The organism is Jeongeupia naejangsanensis (assembly GCF_016865585.1).
GTDB classification, from domain to species: domain Bacteria; phylum Pseudomonadota; class Gammaproteobacteria; order Burkholderiales; family Chitinibacteraceae; genus Jeongeupia; species Jeongeupia naejangsanensis.
This window is the reverse complement of record NZ_JAESND010000006.1, coordinates 156,181-174,135: the sequence shown is the minus strand read 5'-3', so window position 1 is coordinate 174,135 and position 17,955 is coordinate 156,181. Positions and strand designations below refer to the sequence as shown.

The 17,955-nt window shown below is 65.9% G+C and carries 19 protein-coding genes; 3 read left to right on the top strand and 16 right to left on the bottom strand.

Going from position 1 to position 17,955, the window contains the following annotated elements; all coding sequences use genetic code 11:
* Nucleotides 1–6: 6 nt before the first annotated feature.
* The 6 genes from JMJ54_RS13075 to JMJ54_RS13050 form a co-directional block, all read right to left on the bottom strand.
* Nucleotides 7–1,164: an OmpA family protein gene (locus JMJ54_RS13075; RefSeq protein ID WP_203538995.1), complete on the bottom strand. Its 1,158-nt coding sequence runs from the start codon at nucleotides 1,162–1,164 to the stop codon at nucleotides 7–9.
* Nucleotides 1,165–1,317: 153 nt separating this feature from the next.
* Nucleotides 1,318–2,085, bottom strand: coding sequence for a YoaK family protein (locus JMJ54_RS13070; RefSeq protein ID WP_203538994.1), 768 nt, complete (start codon nucleotides 2,083–2,085; stop codon nucleotides 1,318–1,320).
* Nucleotides 2,086–2,189: 104 nt separating this feature from the next.
* On the bottom strand, nucleotides 2,190–2,615 hold the full coding sequence (locus tag JMJ54_RS13065) for a hotdog fold thioesterase (RefSeq protein WP_203538993.1): 426 nt from the start codon (nucleotides 2,613–2,615) through the stop codon (nucleotides 2,190–2,192).
* Nucleotides 2,616–2,701: 86 nt separating this feature from the next.
* Nucleotides 2,702–3,109 (bottom strand): DUF488 domain-containing protein, encoded by a 408-nt coding sequence (locus JMJ54_RS13060; protein WP_203538992.1) that lies wholly within the window; start codon nucleotides 3,107–3,109, stop codon nucleotides 2,702–2,704.
* A 30-nt stretch (nucleotides 3,110–3,139) separates the two neighbouring features.
* Entirely contained in the window at nucleotides 3,140–3,751 is a 612-nt protein-coding gene (locus tag JMJ54_RS13055; protein ID WP_239000077.1) for a lytic transglycosylase domain-containing protein, read from the bottom strand.
* A gap of 188 nt (nucleotides 3,752–3,939) precedes the next feature.
* Nucleotides 3,940–5,652, bottom strand: coding sequence for a proline--tRNA ligase (locus JMJ54_RS13050; protein ID WP_203538991.1), 1,713 nt, complete (start codon nucleotides 5,650–5,652; stop codon nucleotides 3,940–3,942).
* Nucleotides 5,653–5,828: 176 nt separating this feature from the next.
* On the opposite strand from JMJ54_RS13050, the gene JMJ54_RS13045 reads away from it, so the two are divergent.
* Nucleotides 5,829–6,998: an MFS transporter gene (locus JMJ54_RS13045; protein ID WP_203538990.1), complete on the top strand. Its 1,170-nt coding sequence runs from the start codon at nucleotides 5,829–5,831 to the stop codon at nucleotides 6,996–6,998.
* 93 nt (nucleotides 6,999–7,091) lie between these two features.
* Nucleotides 7,092–8,435: an NADP-specific glutamate dehydrogenase gene (gene gdhA / locus JMJ54_RS13040; RefSeq protein ID WP_203538989.1), complete on the top strand. Its 1,344-nt coding sequence runs from the start codon at nucleotides 7,092–7,094 to the stop codon at nucleotides 8,433–8,435.
* 102 nt (nucleotides 8,436–8,537) lie between these two features.
* On the opposite strand, the gene JMJ54_RS13035 is transcribed toward gdhA, so the two are convergent.
* Together JMJ54_RS13035 and JMJ54_RS13030 are read right to left on the bottom strand one after the other, a co-directional pair.
* Nucleotides 8,538–9,239, bottom strand: coding sequence for an N-acetylmuramoyl-L-alanine amidase family protein (locus JMJ54_RS13035; RefSeq protein ID WP_203538988.1), 702 nt, complete (start codon nucleotides 9,237–9,239; stop codon nucleotides 8,538–8,540).
* Nucleotides 9,226–9,597, bottom strand: a complete 372-nt coding sequence (locus JMJ54_RS13030; RefSeq protein ID WP_203538987.1) for a hypothetical protein — start codon at nucleotides 9,595–9,597, stop codon at nucleotides 9,226–9,228. The genes JMJ54_RS13035 and JMJ54_RS13030 overlap by 14 nt, the downstream gene beginning before the upstream one ends.
* Nucleotides 9,598–9,781: 184 nt before the next feature.
* Between JMJ54_RS13030 and JMJ54_RS13025 the strand changes: the two genes are divergently transcribed.
* Nucleotides 9,782–10,825, top strand: coding sequence for an imelysin family protein (locus tag JMJ54_RS13025; protein WP_203538986.1), 1,044 nt, complete (start codon nucleotides 9,782–9,784; stop codon nucleotides 10,823–10,825).
* Nucleotides 10,826–10,903: 78 nt separating this feature from the next.
* Here the strand turns inward: JMJ54_RS13025 and nagA are convergent, their stop codons facing one another.
* The 8 genes from nagA to agaR all read right to left on the bottom strand — a co-directional run bounded on the left by nagA (nucleotide 10,904) and on the right by agaR (nucleotide 17,954).
* Entirely contained in the window at nucleotides 10,904–12,049 is a 1,146-nt protein-coding gene (gene nagA, locus JMJ54_RS13020) for an N-acetylglucosamine-6-phosphate deacetylase (protein ID WP_203538985.1), read from the bottom strand.
* Nucleotides 12,039–12,470, bottom strand: a complete 432-nt coding sequence (gene agaF / locus JMJ54_RS13015; RefSeq protein WP_203538984.1) for a PTS galactosamine/N-acetylgalactosamine transporter subunit IIA — start codon at nucleotides 12,468–12,470, stop codon at nucleotides 12,039–12,041. The genes nagA and agaF overlap by 11 nt, the downstream gene beginning before the upstream one ends.
* A gap of 78 nt (nucleotides 12,471–12,548) precedes the next feature.
* Nucleotides 12,549–13,442: a PTS system mannose/fructose/sorbose family transporter subunit IID gene (locus JMJ54_RS13010; RefSeq protein ID WP_203538983.1), complete on the bottom strand. Its 894-nt coding sequence runs from the start codon at nucleotides 13,440–13,442 to the stop codon at nucleotides 12,549–12,551.
* Nucleotides 13,432–14,205: a PTS N-acetylgalactosamine transporter subunit IIC gene (agaW, locus tag JMJ54_RS13005; RefSeq protein WP_189461428.1), complete on the bottom strand. Its 774-nt coding sequence runs from the start codon at nucleotides 14,203–14,205 to the stop codon at nucleotides 13,432–13,434. The genes JMJ54_RS13010 and agaW overlap by 11 nt, the downstream gene beginning before the upstream one ends.
* 19 nt (nucleotides 14,206–14,224) lie before the next feature.
* On the bottom strand, nucleotides 14,225–14,698 hold the full coding sequence (gene agaV, locus JMJ54_RS13000) for a PTS N-acetylgalactosamine transporter subunit IIB (protein WP_070528418.1): 474 nt from the start codon (nucleotides 14,696–14,698) through the stop codon (nucleotides 14,225–14,227).
* Between the two features lie 24 nt (nucleotides 14,699–14,722).
* Complete coding sequence (locus tag JMJ54_RS12995) at nucleotides 14,723–15,871, bottom strand: SIS domain-containing protein (protein WP_239000076.1); 1,149 nt, start codon at nucleotides 15,869–15,871, stop codon at nucleotides 14,723–14,725.
* Nucleotides 15,868–17,169 carry a D-tagatose-bisphosphate aldolase, class II, non-catalytic subunit gene (locus tag JMJ54_RS12990; protein WP_203538982.1) on the bottom strand — a complete coding sequence of 434 codons (1,302 nt, stop codon included), beginning with the start codon at nucleotides 17,167–17,169 and terminating at the stop codon, nucleotides 15,868–15,870. Before JMJ54_RS12990 ends, JMJ54_RS12995 begins: the two co-directional genes overlap by 4 nt.
* Nucleotides 17,170–17,183: 14 nt before the next feature.
* Nucleotides 17,184–17,954: a transcriptional repressor AgaR gene (agaR, locus tag JMJ54_RS12985; RefSeq protein ID WP_203538981.1), complete on the bottom strand. Its 771-nt coding sequence runs from the start codon at nucleotides 17,952–17,954 to the stop codon at nucleotides 17,184–17,186.
* Nucleotide 17,955 lies beyond the last annotated feature (1 nt).

Genomic DNA, 17,955 nt, shown 5'->3' with positions numbered 1-17,955 from the left:
GCCAGCTCAGTTCGCGACGAACTCGATCCGCCGGTTCTGGTGGCGGCCTTCCTCGGTGCTGTTGTCGGCAATCGGCCGGCTGTCGCCATACCCCACGGCGGTCAGCGCATCGGCGGCGACGCCCTTGCCGATCAGGTAGTCCCGTACTGCGGCAGCGCGTTGCTCGGATAATGTCTTGTTGTGCGCTGCATCGCCGACATTGTCGGTATGACCGGCGATTTCGCCGTGCTTGCCGCTGGCCTTCAGGTCGTCGGCCAGCTTGTCGAGCGAGGCATGGTACTGCGGCCCGATCGCGGCACTGTCGGTGTCGAACTGTACGTCGACGGCAATCCCGGCCAGCTTGAACAGCGCCGGCGCGCTGGCCACCATCGACGCCACCGGCGTCTTGATGTCCACTTCCGGAACCGCCGGCACTTTGGGCGTGCCGCAATAGCGCAGGCCGAAGAAGGCCAGAATCGCCAGCGGGATCACCCACCACAGCCAGCGTGGCAGACCGGACTTGACCGCGGTTTCCGCCGACTCGACCGCGCTGCCGAGCTTGCGCTTGGCTTCGCCACCGGCGTCGGCCACCGCGCCGATCGCCGTGCCGGCGTGCGAGCTCAGTCCGCCGAACAGGCTGGCGAGACTGCCGACCCCGAGCGCCTGCAGCAGATGACCATCGAGCAGCTTGGCCAGCCAGCCCTGCTGATCGGTCAACAGGCTGACAAAACCGCCATAGCCGCTGCCCGACTCGCCCAGCTTGCCCTTCAGCAGCGACAGCAGCATCGGCGCGCCCAGCGCCAGCAACGAGGTTGCCGACTCGGTCGGTACCCCGGCCTTGGCCGCCACGGCGCCGGCCACCTGCCCGGCCTGATCGCCGAGCACCGCCGGCAGCAGATCGCGGCCGCGTTCGACCAGCCCGGCCAGCGCATTGCTGTCGCCTGCCTGCACCGTCGGGCTGTCGAGGACACCCGCGTCGACCTTGGGGCCGGAGATCAGCTCGAACAGGCCGCGCGCCGCCTGCGGATCGCCGGCCTGCTTGACCAGACCGCCAACGAGCGCCGGCAGCGCTTGCGATACCGCCGTGCTTGCCGTTGCCGGATCCATGCCCAGCGCCTTGCCGGCAAACTCCGAAAGAATGGGACCTGCTGCGCCCTGCAGCGCTTCGATCAGATTAAACGCCACGGTGTTGCCTCCATGCAGATAGGGGAGACCTTCGCTCCCCCCTTGCATCGCGAAGGCATGAACGCTCAGGTTCAAACCCCATTCAGGGACTCGCATGGCAGGAAATACAAGCGAATCAGCGGGATGACAGCAGACGAGTGGCCAGGTTTCCGCTCAACGGCGGCCCAGACGCAAGCGCAGCAAGCGGCTGCGGATCTGGACGTCCTCCCACACCGGCATCACCGCCAGCAGCAACAGCAGCAGCGCCAGCGGCACCGTCGCGACAAAGCCGACGCGCTGGAATGCCCAGGCACCGGCGATCCCGCCGGAGAGGAACAGCGACAGCAGGCCCAGGTTCACCGCCAGCAGCGTGCGGTCGGCCACCACGGGCTGCAGATCGGGACGGTTGTGGCGATTCCAGTACAGCAGGCGGCCGATTTCGATGCCGATGTCGGTCACCAGACCGGTCACGTGCGTGGTCCGGATGCGCTTGTTCGACAGCTTGGTCACGATCGCATTCTGCAGCCCCATCAGATAGCACAGCCACATCACCGTGAACGGCAGGATGAAACCGGCATGGGTCGACAGCCAGCCACCGAGCAGGCCGAAACCGAGCATCAGCACCGCTTCGACCAGCAGCGACAGGGCGTACTCGCTGTGCATGCGCCGCCGCCGGGCCCAGTTGATCAGCAGCGACGAGGTGGCCGCGCCGGCAGTGAAGCACACGAAGGCGCCGAGTCCGGCCAGAACCAGCTTGGCGTTGCCGAGCACGAACTGGTCAGCCATCGTCGAGACGATGCCGGACATGTGCGAGGTGTACTGGCCGACGGCGAGAAAACCGCCGGCATTGGCAGCGCCGGCCACGAAGGCAAGCGAGAATCCGAGTTTCTGGTCGGCATCGAGCGTGCGCTCGCGTCCGACCAGACTGTGCATCCACCTCATCTCCCGCTCCCGCCGATACCAACATCATCAGCATGGCAGATTGCGCGCGCGGGCAGGTCAAGACAGATCAAACCGGCGGGCGATGCCGGTCCGACGTTTCAAAATTACCGTCGCGGCACGATCGAATTGGTCAGCCGGGCGATACAGATCAGCTTGCCGTCCGCGTCATCGATGCGGATTTCCCACACGTGCTGGCTCTGGCCCAGCCGGATCGGCCGGGCGGTACCGGTCACCCGGCCCGACGTAGCCGAACGCAGGTGGCTGGCGTTGATTTCGGTGCCGACGGCCAGCTGCTTGTCGGTGTCGACGATCAGGTTGCTGGCGAGGCTGCCGAGCGTTTCGGCCAGCGCGCACGAGATCCCGCCGTGCAGCAGCCGCATCGGCTGCACCGTGCGGTGATCAACCGGCATCGTCGCCACCAGATAGTCGTCGCCGACTTCGGTGAAACGGATGTCGAGGTGTTCGACCGCAGTATTGGCGCACATCGCGTCGAGGTCGGCAGGGGTAAACGGGCGGATCCAGATCGGCATGAAGTCCTCCTGAGAAGGCGTCCACGATAGGTCGACGCCACGGCCCCGGCAAGCCGGCCCGACCTGACGCCGCAGTTTGAAACGCCTCAGACGTCCGAAGGAACGACGGCGGCGCCGCGCGCCAGCAGCAGCTCGCGCAGGATGGAGCGATGGCAGTGGTGCTCGCTGTCGCAGTAGCAGCCGACCGACACGTCGGTCCGGTGCGACAGCGCCGCCAGCAGGTCGAGGTCGCGGCTTGCCGCCGGTTCGGCCATCTCGGCGACAAAGCGCTTTTTCACAGCCGGCCACAGCACCTCGTCGTGCGTTTCGAGCATCACGCGAAACTGCTTCAGCAGCTCGGCCGACGGGGCGAGATTGGGAAACCAGACGTCGAAGTAATCGAGCCGCGCATAATCGGCCTTGGACACGCCACGTGGCGGGCGGCGCACGGTACCGAGCCGCAGACCTTCACCGGGCTGGCGCGTGCTGCCGAGACGGACGATGCGGATGCTCATGCCCCCTCCCTTGCCGAAACCGCCGGAGCGTCAGCGCTGCGCGATGCTGTTGCCGGCGCCATTCCAGACGTAGTTGTTCTTCCACGCACCGTAAACGAGGTTCGGGTATTCGGCGCGGCCAAGGCTGCCGTTGTAGCGGCCAAGCGCGCGGAACAGGTCGCCGTTCTCGATATCGAGATAGTGGCGCAGGATGGTGCAGCCGTAGCGCAGGTTGGTGTTCACATCGAGCAGGTTCTGGTCCGACGTGCCGATCACGCGCTGCCAGAACGGCATCACCTGCATCAGTCCGCGTGCGCCGACCGGGCTGATCGCATAGCGGTTGAAGCCGCTTTCGATATGGATCAGGCCGAGCACCAGCTGCGGATCGAGCCCCGCGCGGGTCGCTTCGTACTGCACCGCGGTCAGCACCTTGCGACGCATGAATTCGTCGGGGATGCGCTTTTCCAGTTTCGCGCTCATCTCCGCCATCCACGCGTCGGCCTCTGCCTGGGTCGGGAAGATCAGCTTCGCCTGCACGCCCTCGCCGATCGCGCGCGACATTGCCGACTGCACCGACGCCGACAAGGCCTCTTCCTTCTGTGCACCGGCAAAGGCGGTACAGGCAGACAGCGACAGGATGGCGGCAAGGGCAAGCTTGTTCATAGGAGGATGGATACGGAAATGAAGAGCGGCCCACACGATGCGGCTGGCAAGGCGTTCGAAGCGCCGTACAGTACAAGGTAGTACGGCAAACGCTGCAGCCAGCGGGTGATGTGGACGCCCGGAATGAAAAACGGGGCCAGCGTCAGACGCTAAGCCCCGTTGCAGCAATCGGCAAGGCTATCGTCGATTTATGCCAATTGCTGCTGCACGAAGGCAACAGCTTCGCCTAGTGCGATCTTCTGCATCTCGCCACCGGCACGGGCGACGTACTCGACCTGGCCGTCGGCCAGTACCTTGTCGCCGATGGTGACGCGGTGCGGAATGCCGATCAGTTCCATGTCGGCGAACATCACGCCCGGGCGCTCATTGCGGTCGTCGAGCAGCACGTCGACGCCGGCAGCGACGAGTTCGGCATACATTTTGTCGGCAGCAGCCTTCACCGCTTCGGACTTGTGATAACCGACCGCGACGACGGCGACCGCGAACGGAGCCAGCGCCGGGGTGAAAATGATGCCGCGCTGGTCATAGTTCTGCTCGATCGCTGCGGCGACGATGCGCGACACGCCGATGCCGTAGCAGCCCATTTCCATCGGTTCCTGCTGGTTGTTCTCGTTGACGAACAGGCAGTTCATCGCGGCCGAGTACTTGGTGCGCAGCTGGAAGATGTGACCGACTTCGATGCCGCGGCACAGCTCGATCGAACCCTTGCCGTCCGGGCTCGGATCACCGGCAACGACGTTGCGGATGTCGGCGACGACGTGCGGCTCGGGCAGATCGCGGCCCCAGTTGACGCCGGCAATGTGGAGTTTCGGCTTGTTGGCGCCAACGACAAAATCGCTCATCGCCGCGACGGTGCGGTCGGCGATGACCTGGATGTCGGCGGCGATGCCGACCGGGCCGAGGAAGCCCGGCGGGCAGTTGAACTTGGCGCGGATTTCCTCGTCGGTGGCAAAGCGGAATTCGCCGATGCCGTCGACCTTGGACAGTTTCACTTCGTTGAGCGAATGGTCGCCACGAATCAGCGCGATCACAAAGCGGCCGTCGCCGGCGACCAGCGCGATCAGCTTGACGGTCTTCTCGATGCCGATTTCCATCAGCTTGGCGACATCCTCGCAGGTCGTCTGCTTCGGCGTGTCGACGTCGCGCAGCGCTTCGGTCGGTGCGGCACGCGGTGCGGTCGGTGCCAGCGCTTCGGCGAGTTCGACGTTGGCGGCGAAGTCCGAATCCGGGCAGTAAGCCAGCAAGTCTTCACCGGCGTCGGCCAGCACGTGGAATTCGTGCGAGCCGTCGCCGCCGATCGCGCCGCTGTCGGCCGCGACCGCGCGGAACTTCAGGCCGAGGCGCGTGAACACGTTCGAGTACGCCTGATGCATCTTGCCGTAAGTGACCTGCAGGCCTTCGAAGCTGGCGTCGAACGAGTACGCGTCCTTCATGGTGAATTCGCGCGCGCGCATCACGCCGAAACGCGGGCGGATCTCGTCGCGGAACTTGACCTGGATCTGGTAGAAATTCGCCGGCAGCTGCTTGTACGAGCGCAGTTCGGTGCGGGCGATGTCGGTGATCACTTCTTCGTGCGTCGGGCCGAAGCAGAAATTGCGGTCGTGGCGGTCCGTGATCTTGAGCATCTGCGGGCCGAACAGGTCCCAGCGACCGGTTTCCTGCCACAGCTCGGCGGGCTGCACCGCCGGCATCAACAGTTCCTGCGCGCCGGCCTTGTTCATTTCGTCACGCACGATCGCTTCGACCTTGCGCAGCACCTTCAGGCCCAGCGGCATCCAGGTGTAGAGGCCCGAACCGAGCTTCTTGATCAGGCCCGCACGCAGCATCAGCTTGTGCGAAATCAGTTCGGCCTCGCTCGGAGCTTCCTTGAGGGTCGAGATATACAGTTGCGAAGTGCGCATGGCAGTGTCGGTCGGCAATCGGGAAAGCGATGATTCTACCAAAGCCGCCCGGCTCTGCCTGCCTTGTACCCGTTCTTGCCGTTCATATGCGCGGGGCGGTCGGGAACGGCTGCTGCAGCGCAACGGGCCGGAGTCAAAAACGGCATAATGTCCGGGTGAAACCGCTTTGAACCGCCATGCAACGCCAGACGCTCCCCCCTCGCACCGCCCCCCGCTACGCCACGATGGCCCTGTTCTTCATCGCCGGCGCCACCTATGCCACCTGGGGTATCCACATTCCGACACTGCGTGACCGCTTCGCCCTGTCTCCGGCATGGCTGTCGGTCGCGATGTTCGCCGTTGCCTTCGGCGCCATCATCGCGATGCAGCCCGTCGGCAAGCTGATCGCGCGCATCGGCAGCGACCGCGTCGTCGGCGTCTCGGCGTGGTGCTTTGCGGCCACGACGGCCTTGCTGATGCTGATGCCGAGCTTCTGGCTGACGCTGGCGGTGCTGATCGGCTTCGGTATTGCCAACGCCGCCTATGACGTGGCGATGAACGCCCAGGCCGCCACCGTCGAATCCGGCAGCGACAAGCCGATCATGTCGACATTGCACGGGCTGTTCAGCGTCGGCGGCATGGTCGGTGCCAGCGTCGGCGGCGGGCTCATTTCGCTCGGTGTACCGCCATGGCTGCACTGCGTCGGCATGGGCGTGCTGATCGCGATCGTCGGCCTGGTTGCGCGGCCGAAGCTGATCGCCGATCCGGCCATGAGCACCGGCAGTAGCGAAAAGCACGCCCACGCGGGCCGACTGCTGTGGGTGATCGGTTTCCTCGCCTTTCTCGGTCTGGTCGCCGAAGGCGCGATGTACGACTGGACGGCGATCTATCTGCGCGACGTGGCACAGTCGGCTGCACTGGCAAGCTTCGGCTATGCGACGTTCTCGGGCGGGATGGCCATCGGCCGTTTCAGCGGCGACGCGCTGCGCGCGCGACTCGGCATGCTCAAATTGCTGATGATCAGCGGCTGCGTCGGCCTCGCCGGCATCGTGCTGGCACTGACCTGGCCCAACCCTTGGGTCGCACTGACCGGTTTTCTGTTCATGGGGCTGGGCTGCGCCAATCTGGTGCCGATTTTCTTTGTTGCTGCGTCGCGGCTGCCGGGCATCCATGCCGGCGAAGCCATCGCCGCCGTGGCGCGGCTGGCCTATGTCGGCATGCTGGTCGGTCCGGTGCTGATCGGTTTCGTCGCCGAACAGGCCGGTCTGCGGATCGCCATGGTGCTGGTGGCGCTGTCGATCGCGTGGATTGCCATCGACGGCAGCCGGGTCCTGAAGAAGGCGATCGCGTCCCCGCCGCAATCCTGATCGACCGGGCCTGCGCAGGATCAATAAGCCCGCAGGCCGCACGCCGTACTATTCACACCCGACGAGACCATCCGGTCTACTAGGGAGTGCGCAATGAAGTACCGGCAAGCGAGCGAATTCCTCGCCCTCGTGGCCAACCGCAATCCGGCTCAGCCGGAATACCTGCAGGCGGTCACCGAAGTCATCGAAAGCCTGTGGCCCTTCATCCAGCTGCATCCGCGCTACGCCGAGCACGGCCTGCTCGACCGGCTGGTCGAGGCAGAGCGGACGCTGATCTTCCGCGTCGCCTGGGTCGACGACCACGGCGAGGTCCGCGTCAACCGCGGCTATCGCGTCCAGCACAGCTCGGCCATCGGCCCGTACAAGGGCGGCATCCGCTTTCACCCGTCGGTCGACCTGTCGGTACTCAAGTTCCTCGCCTTCGAACAGACGCTGAAGAACGCGCTGACGACGCTGCCGATGGGCGGCGCCAAAGGCGGCTCGGACTTCGACCCCAAGGGGCGCAGCCCCGGCGAGGTGATGCGCTTCTGCCAAGCCTTCATGACCGAGCTGCATCGCCATGTCGGCGCCGATACCGACATTCCGGCCGGCGACATCGGCGTCGGCGCGCGCGAGGTCGGCTACATGGCCGGCATGATGAAGAAACTCTCGAACCGCGCCGACTGCGTGTTCACCGGCAAGGGGCTGTCGTTCGGCGGTTCGGTGATGCGGCCGGAAGCCACCGGCTACGGTACGGTCTATTTCGCCGAGGAGATGCTGCGCCACGCCGGCCGCTCGCTCGAAGGATTGCGCGTTGCCGTTTCAGGCTCGGGCAACGTCGCCCAGTTCGCGATCGAGAAGGCCATGGCGCTCGGCGCCCGGGTGCTGACGGCGTCCGACTCGGCCGGCACCGTGATCGATCCGGACGGCTTCACCCCGGACAAGCTCGCCTTCCTGCAGGAGATCAAGAACCGCCACTACGGCCGGATCAGCGACTACGCGCAGAAACTCGGGCTCGAATACGCCCCCGGCGTGCGGCCGTGGCACGTGCCGGTCGATGTGGCGATGCCTTGCGCGACGCAGAACGAACTCGACGGTCAGGATGCCGCCCAGCTGGTTGCCAACGGCGTGCAGTGCGTGGCCGAAGGCGCCAACATGCCGTCAACCGCTGCCGCGGTCCGGATCTTCGTCGAGCACGGCGTGTTGTATGCACCGGGCAAGGCCAGCAACGCCGGGGGCGTGGCAACGTCGGGGCTGGAAATGAGCCAGAACGCGATGCGCCTGTCGTGGACGCGTGACGAGGTCGATGCGCGGCTGCTGCAGATCATGCAGGGCATCCACGCCGACTGCCTGCGCTACGGCCGGCGCGACGACGGCAGCGTCAGCTATGTCGACGGCGCCAACATCGCCGGCTTCGTCAAGGTGGCCGACGCGATGCTCGCACAGGGCGTGATCTGAGCCGTCAGTACCGCAACCGTTCACACCGGTACGCATACCGGCGTGAATGACTAAACGTCATCACGGTTTGCGCCGTTTGCCCCGCCACCCCGGCGGGGTTTTTCATTCCGGGGTCAGGCAGGACATCGCCGACGCAACCGCATCGGCAACGCGGCGGCGTGTATCCGGCTGTTTCATCGCAAGTGCTTCGTCACGGTTGATGATGACGCCCGCTTCGAGCAGCAGTGCCGGCACCGTCGCGTACTTCACCACGATCAGCGATGACTGGTAGACGGCCAGATCCGGGTCGAGCACGGCATAGCCTTCGCCGGCGTCGTTCATCACGTGATGCAGGTTGGGTGCAAAACCGGCGCGCTTCATCGCGCTGCCGACCGCCTCCGCACACCCCAGGCTCTCGGTGTAGCGCGGGTTGTCCTTCGAGACGAAGACCGAATAGCCGTGCGAGATATCGCTGTAGCGCTGCGCCTTGCCGGCGACGGTCCACGTCGACAGATAGCGTTCCTGCACCGAATCGTGGTGGATCGAGATGAACAGGTCGGCGCCGGACGCCATTGCCGGCCGCGCACGCAGGCTGTCCATGTCGCCACCGGCGCCGATCAGCAGCACGACGTGACCGTCGGCACGCAAACGCTGCGCGACGACCTTCGCCAGCGCCAGATTGTAGCCGAACTCGGTCTCGCCGTAGGCGCTGGTCGCGCCCGGTGCGGCGAGATAGTGGCCGACATCGACGGCGATCGTCGCGGCCTGGGCCGTTCCCGCGCAGAGCGCGAGCATGGCCCAGAGTACCGGCTTACTCGGCCGCATTGTTTCCTTCGTTCAGTGCTTTGACCGCAGCCAGCTCGTCGGCCTGCTGCTGCGCGCGCTTGGCGGCAATCTTCGGCCGCAGGATGTTCATCATCACGATGTCGCGGGTGCTCATCAGCGCCAGCAGCCAGACGATCAGCACCGCCGCGTAGCCGAGCGAGTTGTTGCGGAAGCCCGGCGCCAGCGATTCGACCAGCGGATTGATGACGAACTGGATCGAGCCGATCACGATCAGCAGCAGCACCAGTGTCGAAATCGCCCGCTCTTTCAGAAAGGTACCGCGCAACAACACGCGCTGGTCCCATTTCGACAGGCCACGCAGTTCGGGCACGTCGTCGGCCCGGAAGTAAAACGCCATGATTGCTCCTTTAAACAAACAGCTGACCGCCCGTCGGGGCGATTCGTTCCCGGCGCAGTGTTGCCGCAAGCGTCGCCATTGGCAAGCACCGTGCGCCGGCGGCACCGGCCGGCGGCGCGCTGGCTGCGCGGCGTAAGCACTTGTGGTAAGAAAGGCGCGGGAGACAACACCTCGGAAAACGATAATGAAATTACCGCTCTGCGCCTTGCTCGTCCTGCTGTCCGCACCCGCCTTCGCCACCAGCCAGCCAGCCGGCGAGCCGGCACCGCTGCAGATTCCGGTTCTGGTCCGCTCGCTGGCCGATCAGGTCTACCTGCCCGGTCTGCAAGCGTTGCAGGCCGAATCGGCCAGGCTGCAACGCAGTGTCGACGCACTCTGTACGCGCCCGGATGCCGAGGCGCTGGCCACAGCGCAATCGGCCTGGCGCAACACCTCCCTTGCCTGGCGCCGGGTCGAAAGCGATCGCGTCGGTCCGCTGCGTCAGGACGAATTCATCAACCGGATCGATCCGTGGCCGCTCGACGCCAAGGTACTGGCCGCGTCGCTCGCCGCAACACCGGCGCAGCCGGCCGAGCCGTACTCGTTCGAACAATGGACCCGCCAGCCCAAGGGCGGCAGCGGCCTGCCGGCCATCGAAGCGCAGCTTTTCGGCCAAGCACCGGCCCAACAGCTGGCGCAGCTCAAATCGGGACGCAGCTGCGGGTTCACCCAGTGGCAAGCAGCCTCCCTCGCCCGCCAGTCGCAGATTCTGGTGATGGAATGGCAGGGCCTGCGCCGCGGCCTCGATTACGATCCGACCTATCCGCGCCCGCTGATGACCGAAATGCTCACCCGCAGCGTGGCCGGCCTGCGCGAACTGGCCGGCTGGAAGCTGGCCAAGGACGAGGTCGCTCCGCCCGCATCGCGATTCCCCGACGCGCTCGCCGGCCAGTCCCGCGCCAGCCTGCTCGCCAGTTTCGACAGCATCCGCGCCGTCCTGCTCGGTGCTCCGGGCGGCATGGGCTTCGATGACTATCTGCAAAGCCGCAACCGCGACGAAGTCGTCAGCACGCTGAACGGGCGGCTGGACGACGCACGCCGCGCGCTCGAGGCACTGCCCGACGATTTCACCAGCCGCGCCGGTGAAGTCCGTGGCGAACGTGTGCTCGCTCAGCGTCGCCTCAACGCGCTGGCCGACTACGTCGACGGCCCGATGCGCGATGCGCTCGGCCTGCTGATCTCGCGCTGAGCAGAAAAAAAGCCCCGGGCAAGCCCGGGGCGAGATCGGTGTCGAGGGTAGGCGGCACCGGGGGTCTGAACTCGGTTTTCAGCCGAATACGCTGCGGCCCTGCACCCAGGTCGCGATGACCTCGCACTGCGGCGTGATCGCCGTCAGGCTGGCGGTCTGCCCAGGGGCGATGCTGCCCAGATCGGGCCGGCGCAGCGCGCGCGCCGGGTTGCGGCTTGCCAGCGCCCACGCGCGCTCGATGGGCAGGCCGAACCAGTCCATTGCGTGCCTCACCGCGTCGATCAGGTGCGCGGTGCTGCCGGCCAGGCCGCCGGCATCGGTGCGCACCACGCCGGCCTTCATGTGCACGGTGATCTCGCCGATCCGGTAATCGCCCTCGGGCATGCCGGTGGCGCGCATCGCGTCGGTGATCAGGATCAGCCGCTCCTCGCCGGCGCTGCTGAGCGCGATCTGCGCCGCCGCCGGGTGGACGTGATGGCCGTCGACGATCAGTTCGACGTCGGACTCGGGCCGGGTCAGCCCGGCGCCGACGACGCCCGGATCGCGATGGTGCAGCCCGCGCATGCCGTTGTAGCAATGGACGACGCCGCGCGCACCGGCGAGCATCGCATCGACCGTTTCGTCGTAACTGGCGTCCGAATGGCCGATCAGCGTGCGCACGCCGCGCTCGCGCAGCCAGGCGATTGCTTCGTCGGCACCGGGCAGTTCGGCCGCGAGTGCGACGGTGTTGAGCGAACCGTCGGCCAGCGCATGCCAGCGCGCCAGTTCGGGCACGCTGATCGGCCGCATCAGCGGCACCGGGTGCGCGCCGCAGCACTTGGCGGTGAAATACGGCCCTTCGAGATACGTCCCGACGATTTCGGCACCGGATACGCCATGCTTGCGGCTGTCGCGCACCTGAACGATGGCGGCTTCGATCGCTTCGACCGGTGCGGTGACCGTGGTTGCGGCAAACGCCCCGACGCCGCAGCGGGCAAAGTAGGCCGACATGGTGTCGAGCGCATCATGGCTGGCGTCCATCACGTCGGCGCCCATCGCGCCGTGCACATGACTGTCGACCAGCGCCGGCATCAGCCAGGCGTCGCCCAGATTCCGGTCGAAATCGCCGCCGGCCTTCACCGCGAGGATGCGTCCGTCGTCGCCGACATGCACCACGCCACCGGCGAGCCAGCCCTGCGACGTCAGCACCCGTGCGGCGCGGATACGGACCGGGTCACAGGCCATCGACGGCCTCCGCACGCTTTTGCTGCCGGGCCAGCCGGTCGGCCAGACTGGTGATGCCGCCCTGCCCGGCCTCGATCGCCCGCTGGCGGAATTCGGCCGCGGTGGCGATGTCGTCACGCTCGAACAGCATTTCGGCGAACATCGACAGATTCATCCCGGCGATCACCTCGGTCCCCGGACGGGCCTGCGCCAGCGTCGAGGCAATCCGGAACGGCGAACCGCCGAGCAGGTCGGTAAAGAACACGGTTTCGCCGGTACAAGCACCGAGCACCGTGGCCAGTCTTGCTTCCAGATCACCGGTACCCATGCCGTCGGGGAAATCGACAACATGCAGATCGGCCTGTGCGCCGAACACCTGGGTGATCGCTTCTTGGATGCCGGAGGCAATGCGGCCGTGGCCGGTCAGGATCAGGGAAATCATCGTCTTGCTCCATGCGGCCTTGGCCGCGATGTCGTTTCCGCCGCCAAACACCCCGGCGTTCAGCCGGGGTGCAGGCGATTACAGGAAGCCCATAAATTTACCGACGAGGCCAAGCACCACGGTCAGGCCGATCAGCTTCACCGGCGAATAGCCCTTCTTCATCAGCCAGTAGACCACGAGCGTAAAGCCGAGCGGCAGCAGGTTGGGCATCAGCTTGTCGAGCACGCCCGATTGCAGCGCGATCTTGGCTTCACCGGCGTGGATCTCCAGCGGTGTGCTCAGCCTGACGTAGGACGCGACCAGCGCACCGATCACCGTCATCCCGACGATGGACGCCGCGTGCGAGATCTTCTTGGTGCTGTTCTTGAGCACGTTGATCGCGCCCAGCCCGGCCCGGTAGCCGTAATGCGCCAGACCGAAGCGCAGGCCGAAGTGCAATGCGTTGAACAGCAGCAGGAAGACGATCGGGCCGAACATCGAGCCTTCGAGCGCCAGCGCCGCGCCGATGCCGGCGCAGATCGGCAGCCAGGTCAGCCAGAACATCGCGTCGCCGATCCCGCCCAGCGGCCCCATCAGCGCGACCTTGACCGCGCGGATGGTCGAGATCTTCTCCTTGCTCTGCTCCATCGCCAGCACGAGGCCGGACAGGAAGGTCACGTCGAACGGGTGGACGTTGATGAACTCGAGGTGCATCTTCATCGAGTTCCGCAAGTCCTCGTCGTTCTTGTGGATCTTGCGCAGCGCCGGGATCAGCGTGTACAGCCAGCCGCCGGCCTGCATCCGTTCGTAGTTGAACGATGCCTGCAGCGCGAGCGAGCGCCACGCCATGCGGTTGATGTCCTTCTTGGTCAGCGGCTCGGCCGGGGTGGTGTCGACATAGTCGTCCCGCTCGACCGAACTCGTGGCCAGCGCCTGTTCCATCCGCTTCTCGGCCTTGGCGGCCAGTGCGGCTTCGCTATCGTTAAATGCCATCTTCCACCTCCACATTCCGGGCAGCGGCAGCCTGCGGCTGGGCGCGGTTGCTGTTGAAGAAATCGATCATTGCAATCGCCAGTGCGCCGAGCGCGATCGCCAGGATCGGCAGCTTCAGGTAGGTGACGCCGACGAAGCCGAGGATGAAGTAGGCGACGTAGTTCTTGTTGAGCATGATCTTCATCAGCAGCGCGAAACCGATCGCCGGCATCATGCCGCCCGCCACGCCGAGGCCGTCGAGCACCCACTGCGGTGCGGCCTTGACGACCGCGCCTGCGGCATCGGCACCGAAGTAGATCGGCAGGAAGGCCACGATGAAGTAGAAGCAGAACAGGATGGCCATACCGAAGTAGTTGACCAGCTCGATACCGCGCCAGTTGCCCTTCTTCGCCATCGCGTCGCACTTGTGCATCATCGGCGAGAACGCGGTGAACAGGATGGTGATGCACCCTTGCACGGCGATCGAGAACGGCACCGCCACCCCGATCGCCACCGTGGGCTCCGCCTTGGTCAATATCGCGAACGCCGTGCCGATGACGCCGCCGATGACGACGTTGGGCGGCTGTGCGCCGGCCAGCGGCACCATGCCCATCCACACGAGCTCCAGTGTCCCGCCGACCAGCAGGCCGGTATGGACATCCCCCAGAATCAGCCCGACCAGCGGGCCGAGCACCACGGGACGGTGGAAGTGGGTCAACCCGTCAAACAGGTCCACCCCCGCCAAACCGGCCAGCAGCGCTATCAGCAGTGCTTCGATCAACATGTCTCAACCCCTCCCAGAGTCAGAGCAACTTCGAAACGAGTTCGCCGGCCTCGTCGGGAACGCGGCGGATCTCGCAGGTCACGCCCAGCGAGGCCAGCTCGCGGAACGTCGCCACATCGGCATCGTCGACCGACACCGTCTTGTGGATCTGGCGCTTGCCCTCGGCGAAGTGCATGTTGCCGACGTTGACAAACGTGATCGGTACGCCGCCCTTGACCAGTGCCAGCACGTCCTGCGGCGTCTTGCAGACGATGAGGATCTTCTGGCGGTCGGCGGCCTTGTGGATGACTTCGGTGGTCTTGGCGAGCGTGAAGTAGCGCGTCTGCACGCCCTCGGCGACGACCATGTCCATCAGGTTCTGCTGCACCGGGTCGTTGGCGGCAGCGTCGTTGGCGACGAGGACCAGGTTGGCGCCGAGGCTGCCTGTCCAGGTCACCCCGACCTGGCCGTGCACGAGGCGGTTGTCGATGCGGGTCAAGAGAATGTTCGGCATGGTGTTTTTCTCGCTTGTCCTGAATCAGTTCGGATACGGGTAGATCGTCACGCCCTGGACGACGCGGTTCACTTCGCCGGTCGGGCACGGGTTGTCCGGCGTCAGGCCGGCCGCGAGCGAGGCCTCGAAGGCGAACAGCTGCGCGAACAAGAGGTAAGGCAGCGCCAGCCACAGGTCGTCGGCATCGGTCAGCTCGACCGGCAGCGTGTCACCGGCCCGGGTCCCGAGTGCGATCACCTGCGGCGCGATGCCGTTGCCGACCAGTTCGGCGTACAGGTCGTCGTCGTAGCGGCGCGTGTACGGCTTAGCCGACATGAACACCAGCACGCAGGTCCGGGCGTCGATCATGAATTTCGGGCCGTGGCGCACGCCGAGCGTCGAATCGAAACGCGTTGCGATCTTGCCGGCGGTCAGCTCCAGCAACTTGAGCGACGCTTCTTCGGCCAGCCCGGCAAGACCGTTGCTGCCGAGGTAGACGACGCGCTCGAAGCCTTCGATGGCCAGCTGGCGCGCACGTTGCGGCCAGACGCCGAGCTTGGCCTCGCACTGTGCGGCGACCGACTCGACCCGTGCAGCCGCGTCGGCCAGCGGTACCGCGCCGAGCATCAGCGCGGCGCTGACGAACATCGACGTGAAACTCGACGTCATCGCGAAGCTCTGGTCGTTGGCGCCGTCGGGCATCAGCACGCAGCGCACCCGCGGGTTGCCGGCGGCATAACGCGCCAGCGCACCGTCCGGGTTGCACGTCAGGATCAGGTGACGGCAGTCCGGCAGCAGCTGGTCGGCCAGTTCGACCGCAGCCACGCTTTCCGGGCTGTTGCCCGAGCGGGCAAACGACACCAGCAGGGTCGGCAGGCGCGGATCGAGCCAGGCTTGCGGATCGCCGACGATGTCGGTGGTCGCCACCGGGTCGATGCGCAGGCCGGTACGTTCGCGCAGTACCGGGGCCAGCGTCTTGCCGGCAAAGGCCGAGGTGCCGGCGCCGGTCATCACCACGCGCAGGTTCGGGGTGGCGAGCAGGTCGTTCAGCCACGGCTGCCAGTCGGCCGCCGAGTCCTGCAGCGTGGCGGTGATTTCGCGCCACAGCCGCGGTTGCTGGGCAATTTCACGGGCGGTGTGGATGGCGCCGTGGGCGACGAGCCAGTCGTGATCGTGATCGAGATAACGCATCATGCAGCCCTCCGCAGGTCGGCGGGCCGGGCCATGCCGCAGGCACGGGCGTAGCTGCGGGTCACTTCCATCACCTTGTCGATCACCAGTGCCTCGGCGGTCGGGGCGATGCGGCCTTCGGCGACGCGCTTGGCCTGCTCGGGCAGGTACTGGCTGACCAGGGTCATCAGCAGCGGCTGCTTGGCAAGGTTGGCGAACAGCGTTTCCTGCGCGGCAACGACCTTCGGGTGCGGCCAGTAGTAACGGATCCGGTCGGACAGGCTGTAGTTGCGGTCGAGGTACTGCTGGTGGCCAGGCTGGCTGTAGTACGGCAGCCAGTAGTCGGGCTCTTCCTGCATCACCTGCGCGATCACCGACTTCAGGTGCGAGGCACCGAGTTCGCCGATGGTTTCGCGTTCGATCACGTCGAGTGCGTACAGCGCTTCGCGCAGTGCGAACGTCAGCCCCGGGCCGACCTTGAGGATGGCGAAGTGGTTGCGCACCAGCTCGGTCAGTGCGGTGTCGCTCTGGTAGTCGGTCGAGTGCGCTTCGAACACCAGCGGCTCGGATTCGATGAAGGCACTCAGCGTTTCGGCTTTTGCCGCGTTGTAACGGACGACCTTGTGGTGGTCGAACTCGACGCCCGGCTGTACCACCATGGCGATGACGCGCTCGAACGTGTCGGCAAGGCCGGCGGCGGCAAACACCTCGCGGTGGACCTTGAGCGTGGTGCCGGCGGCCTGCGGCGACGTCACTTCCAGCTCGCCGAGCTCTTCGTTGGCACCGCCGGGAACCGGCACTTCGGTGCCGATCACGTACACCGGCGCCTCGCCACCGACGTCGCGCCAGGCAGCTTCGGAAATCGCGCACAGCTGCGCGGCGCGTTCGGCGACGACGGCGTCGGACAGCGGCACCGGATCGCCGGCGCAGGACATCGAGCAGTCGAGGTGGATCTTGCGGAAACCGGCCTTCACGTAATCGCGGACCATGTCGCCGGCCATCGCCATGGCTTCGTCCGCCGGAGCCTTCTTCCAGGCGTTCGGGCCGAGGTGGTCGCCGCCGAGGATCAGCCGGGCCGGATCGAAACCGACCTTCTTCGCCAGACCGAGTACGAAATCGCGGAAGTCTGCCGGCTTCATGCCGGTATAGCCGCCGAACTGGTTGACCTGGTTCGACGTCGCCTCGATCAGGATCGCGCTGTCGTCCTCCAGCCCCTGCAGCAGCGCGGCTTCGAGCACCAGCGGGTGCGCCGAGCACACCGAGTAGATCCCGGTCGGCTGGCCGGCCTTGTGGCGATGGATGATGTCGAGCAACAGACTCATGGCTTTCTCCTTGTTCATTCGTCGGCGACGATCACGTTGACGCCGGACAGCGTCAGTGCACGTCGGTATTCGTCGGTGATGCCGCTGTCGGTGATCAGCGTGTGCACCTGTGGCAGCGGGCAGATCACGCAGAACCCGCGGCGACCGAATTTGCTCGAATCGGCCAGCAGCACGACCTTGTCGGCGACGCTGATCATGGCGCGGTTGAGCTGGGCGTCCTGTTCATTGGTGGTGGTGACGCCGGCCTTGAGATCGATGCCGTCTGCACCGATGAAGAGCGTGTCGAAGTGGTGCAGCCGCACCGCCTGCTCGGCGATCGGTCCGCACAACGAGTACGAATCGGCGCGGACATTGCCGCCGGTCATCATCAGTTCGAAGCGCACGTCGCCGATCAGCTCGTTGGCGAGATTCAGCGCGTTGGTCATCAGCGTGCAGCGCTTGTACGGCTCGATGTAGCGCGGCACGAAACCGACGGTGGAGCCCGAATCGATGATCAGCGCGTCGCCGTCGTTGACGAGCTGCGCTGCGGCGCGGCCGATCAGCTGCTTGGCCTCGCTGCGGATCTTTTCCTTTTCGCGGAATTCGAGCTCGAAGGCGAAGTGCGGGCTCAGCACCGCCTTGCCATAGCTGCGGCTGATGCAGCCGCTGTCTTCGAGAAAATCGAGGTCGCCCCGAACCGTTACCGTCGACACGCCGAGGGCGTCGGCGAGGTCGCTGACATTGCAGCTTTCCTGTTCGCGCATCAGTTGCACGATGCGGTTGCGGCGTTGCTGTACCCGGTCCATG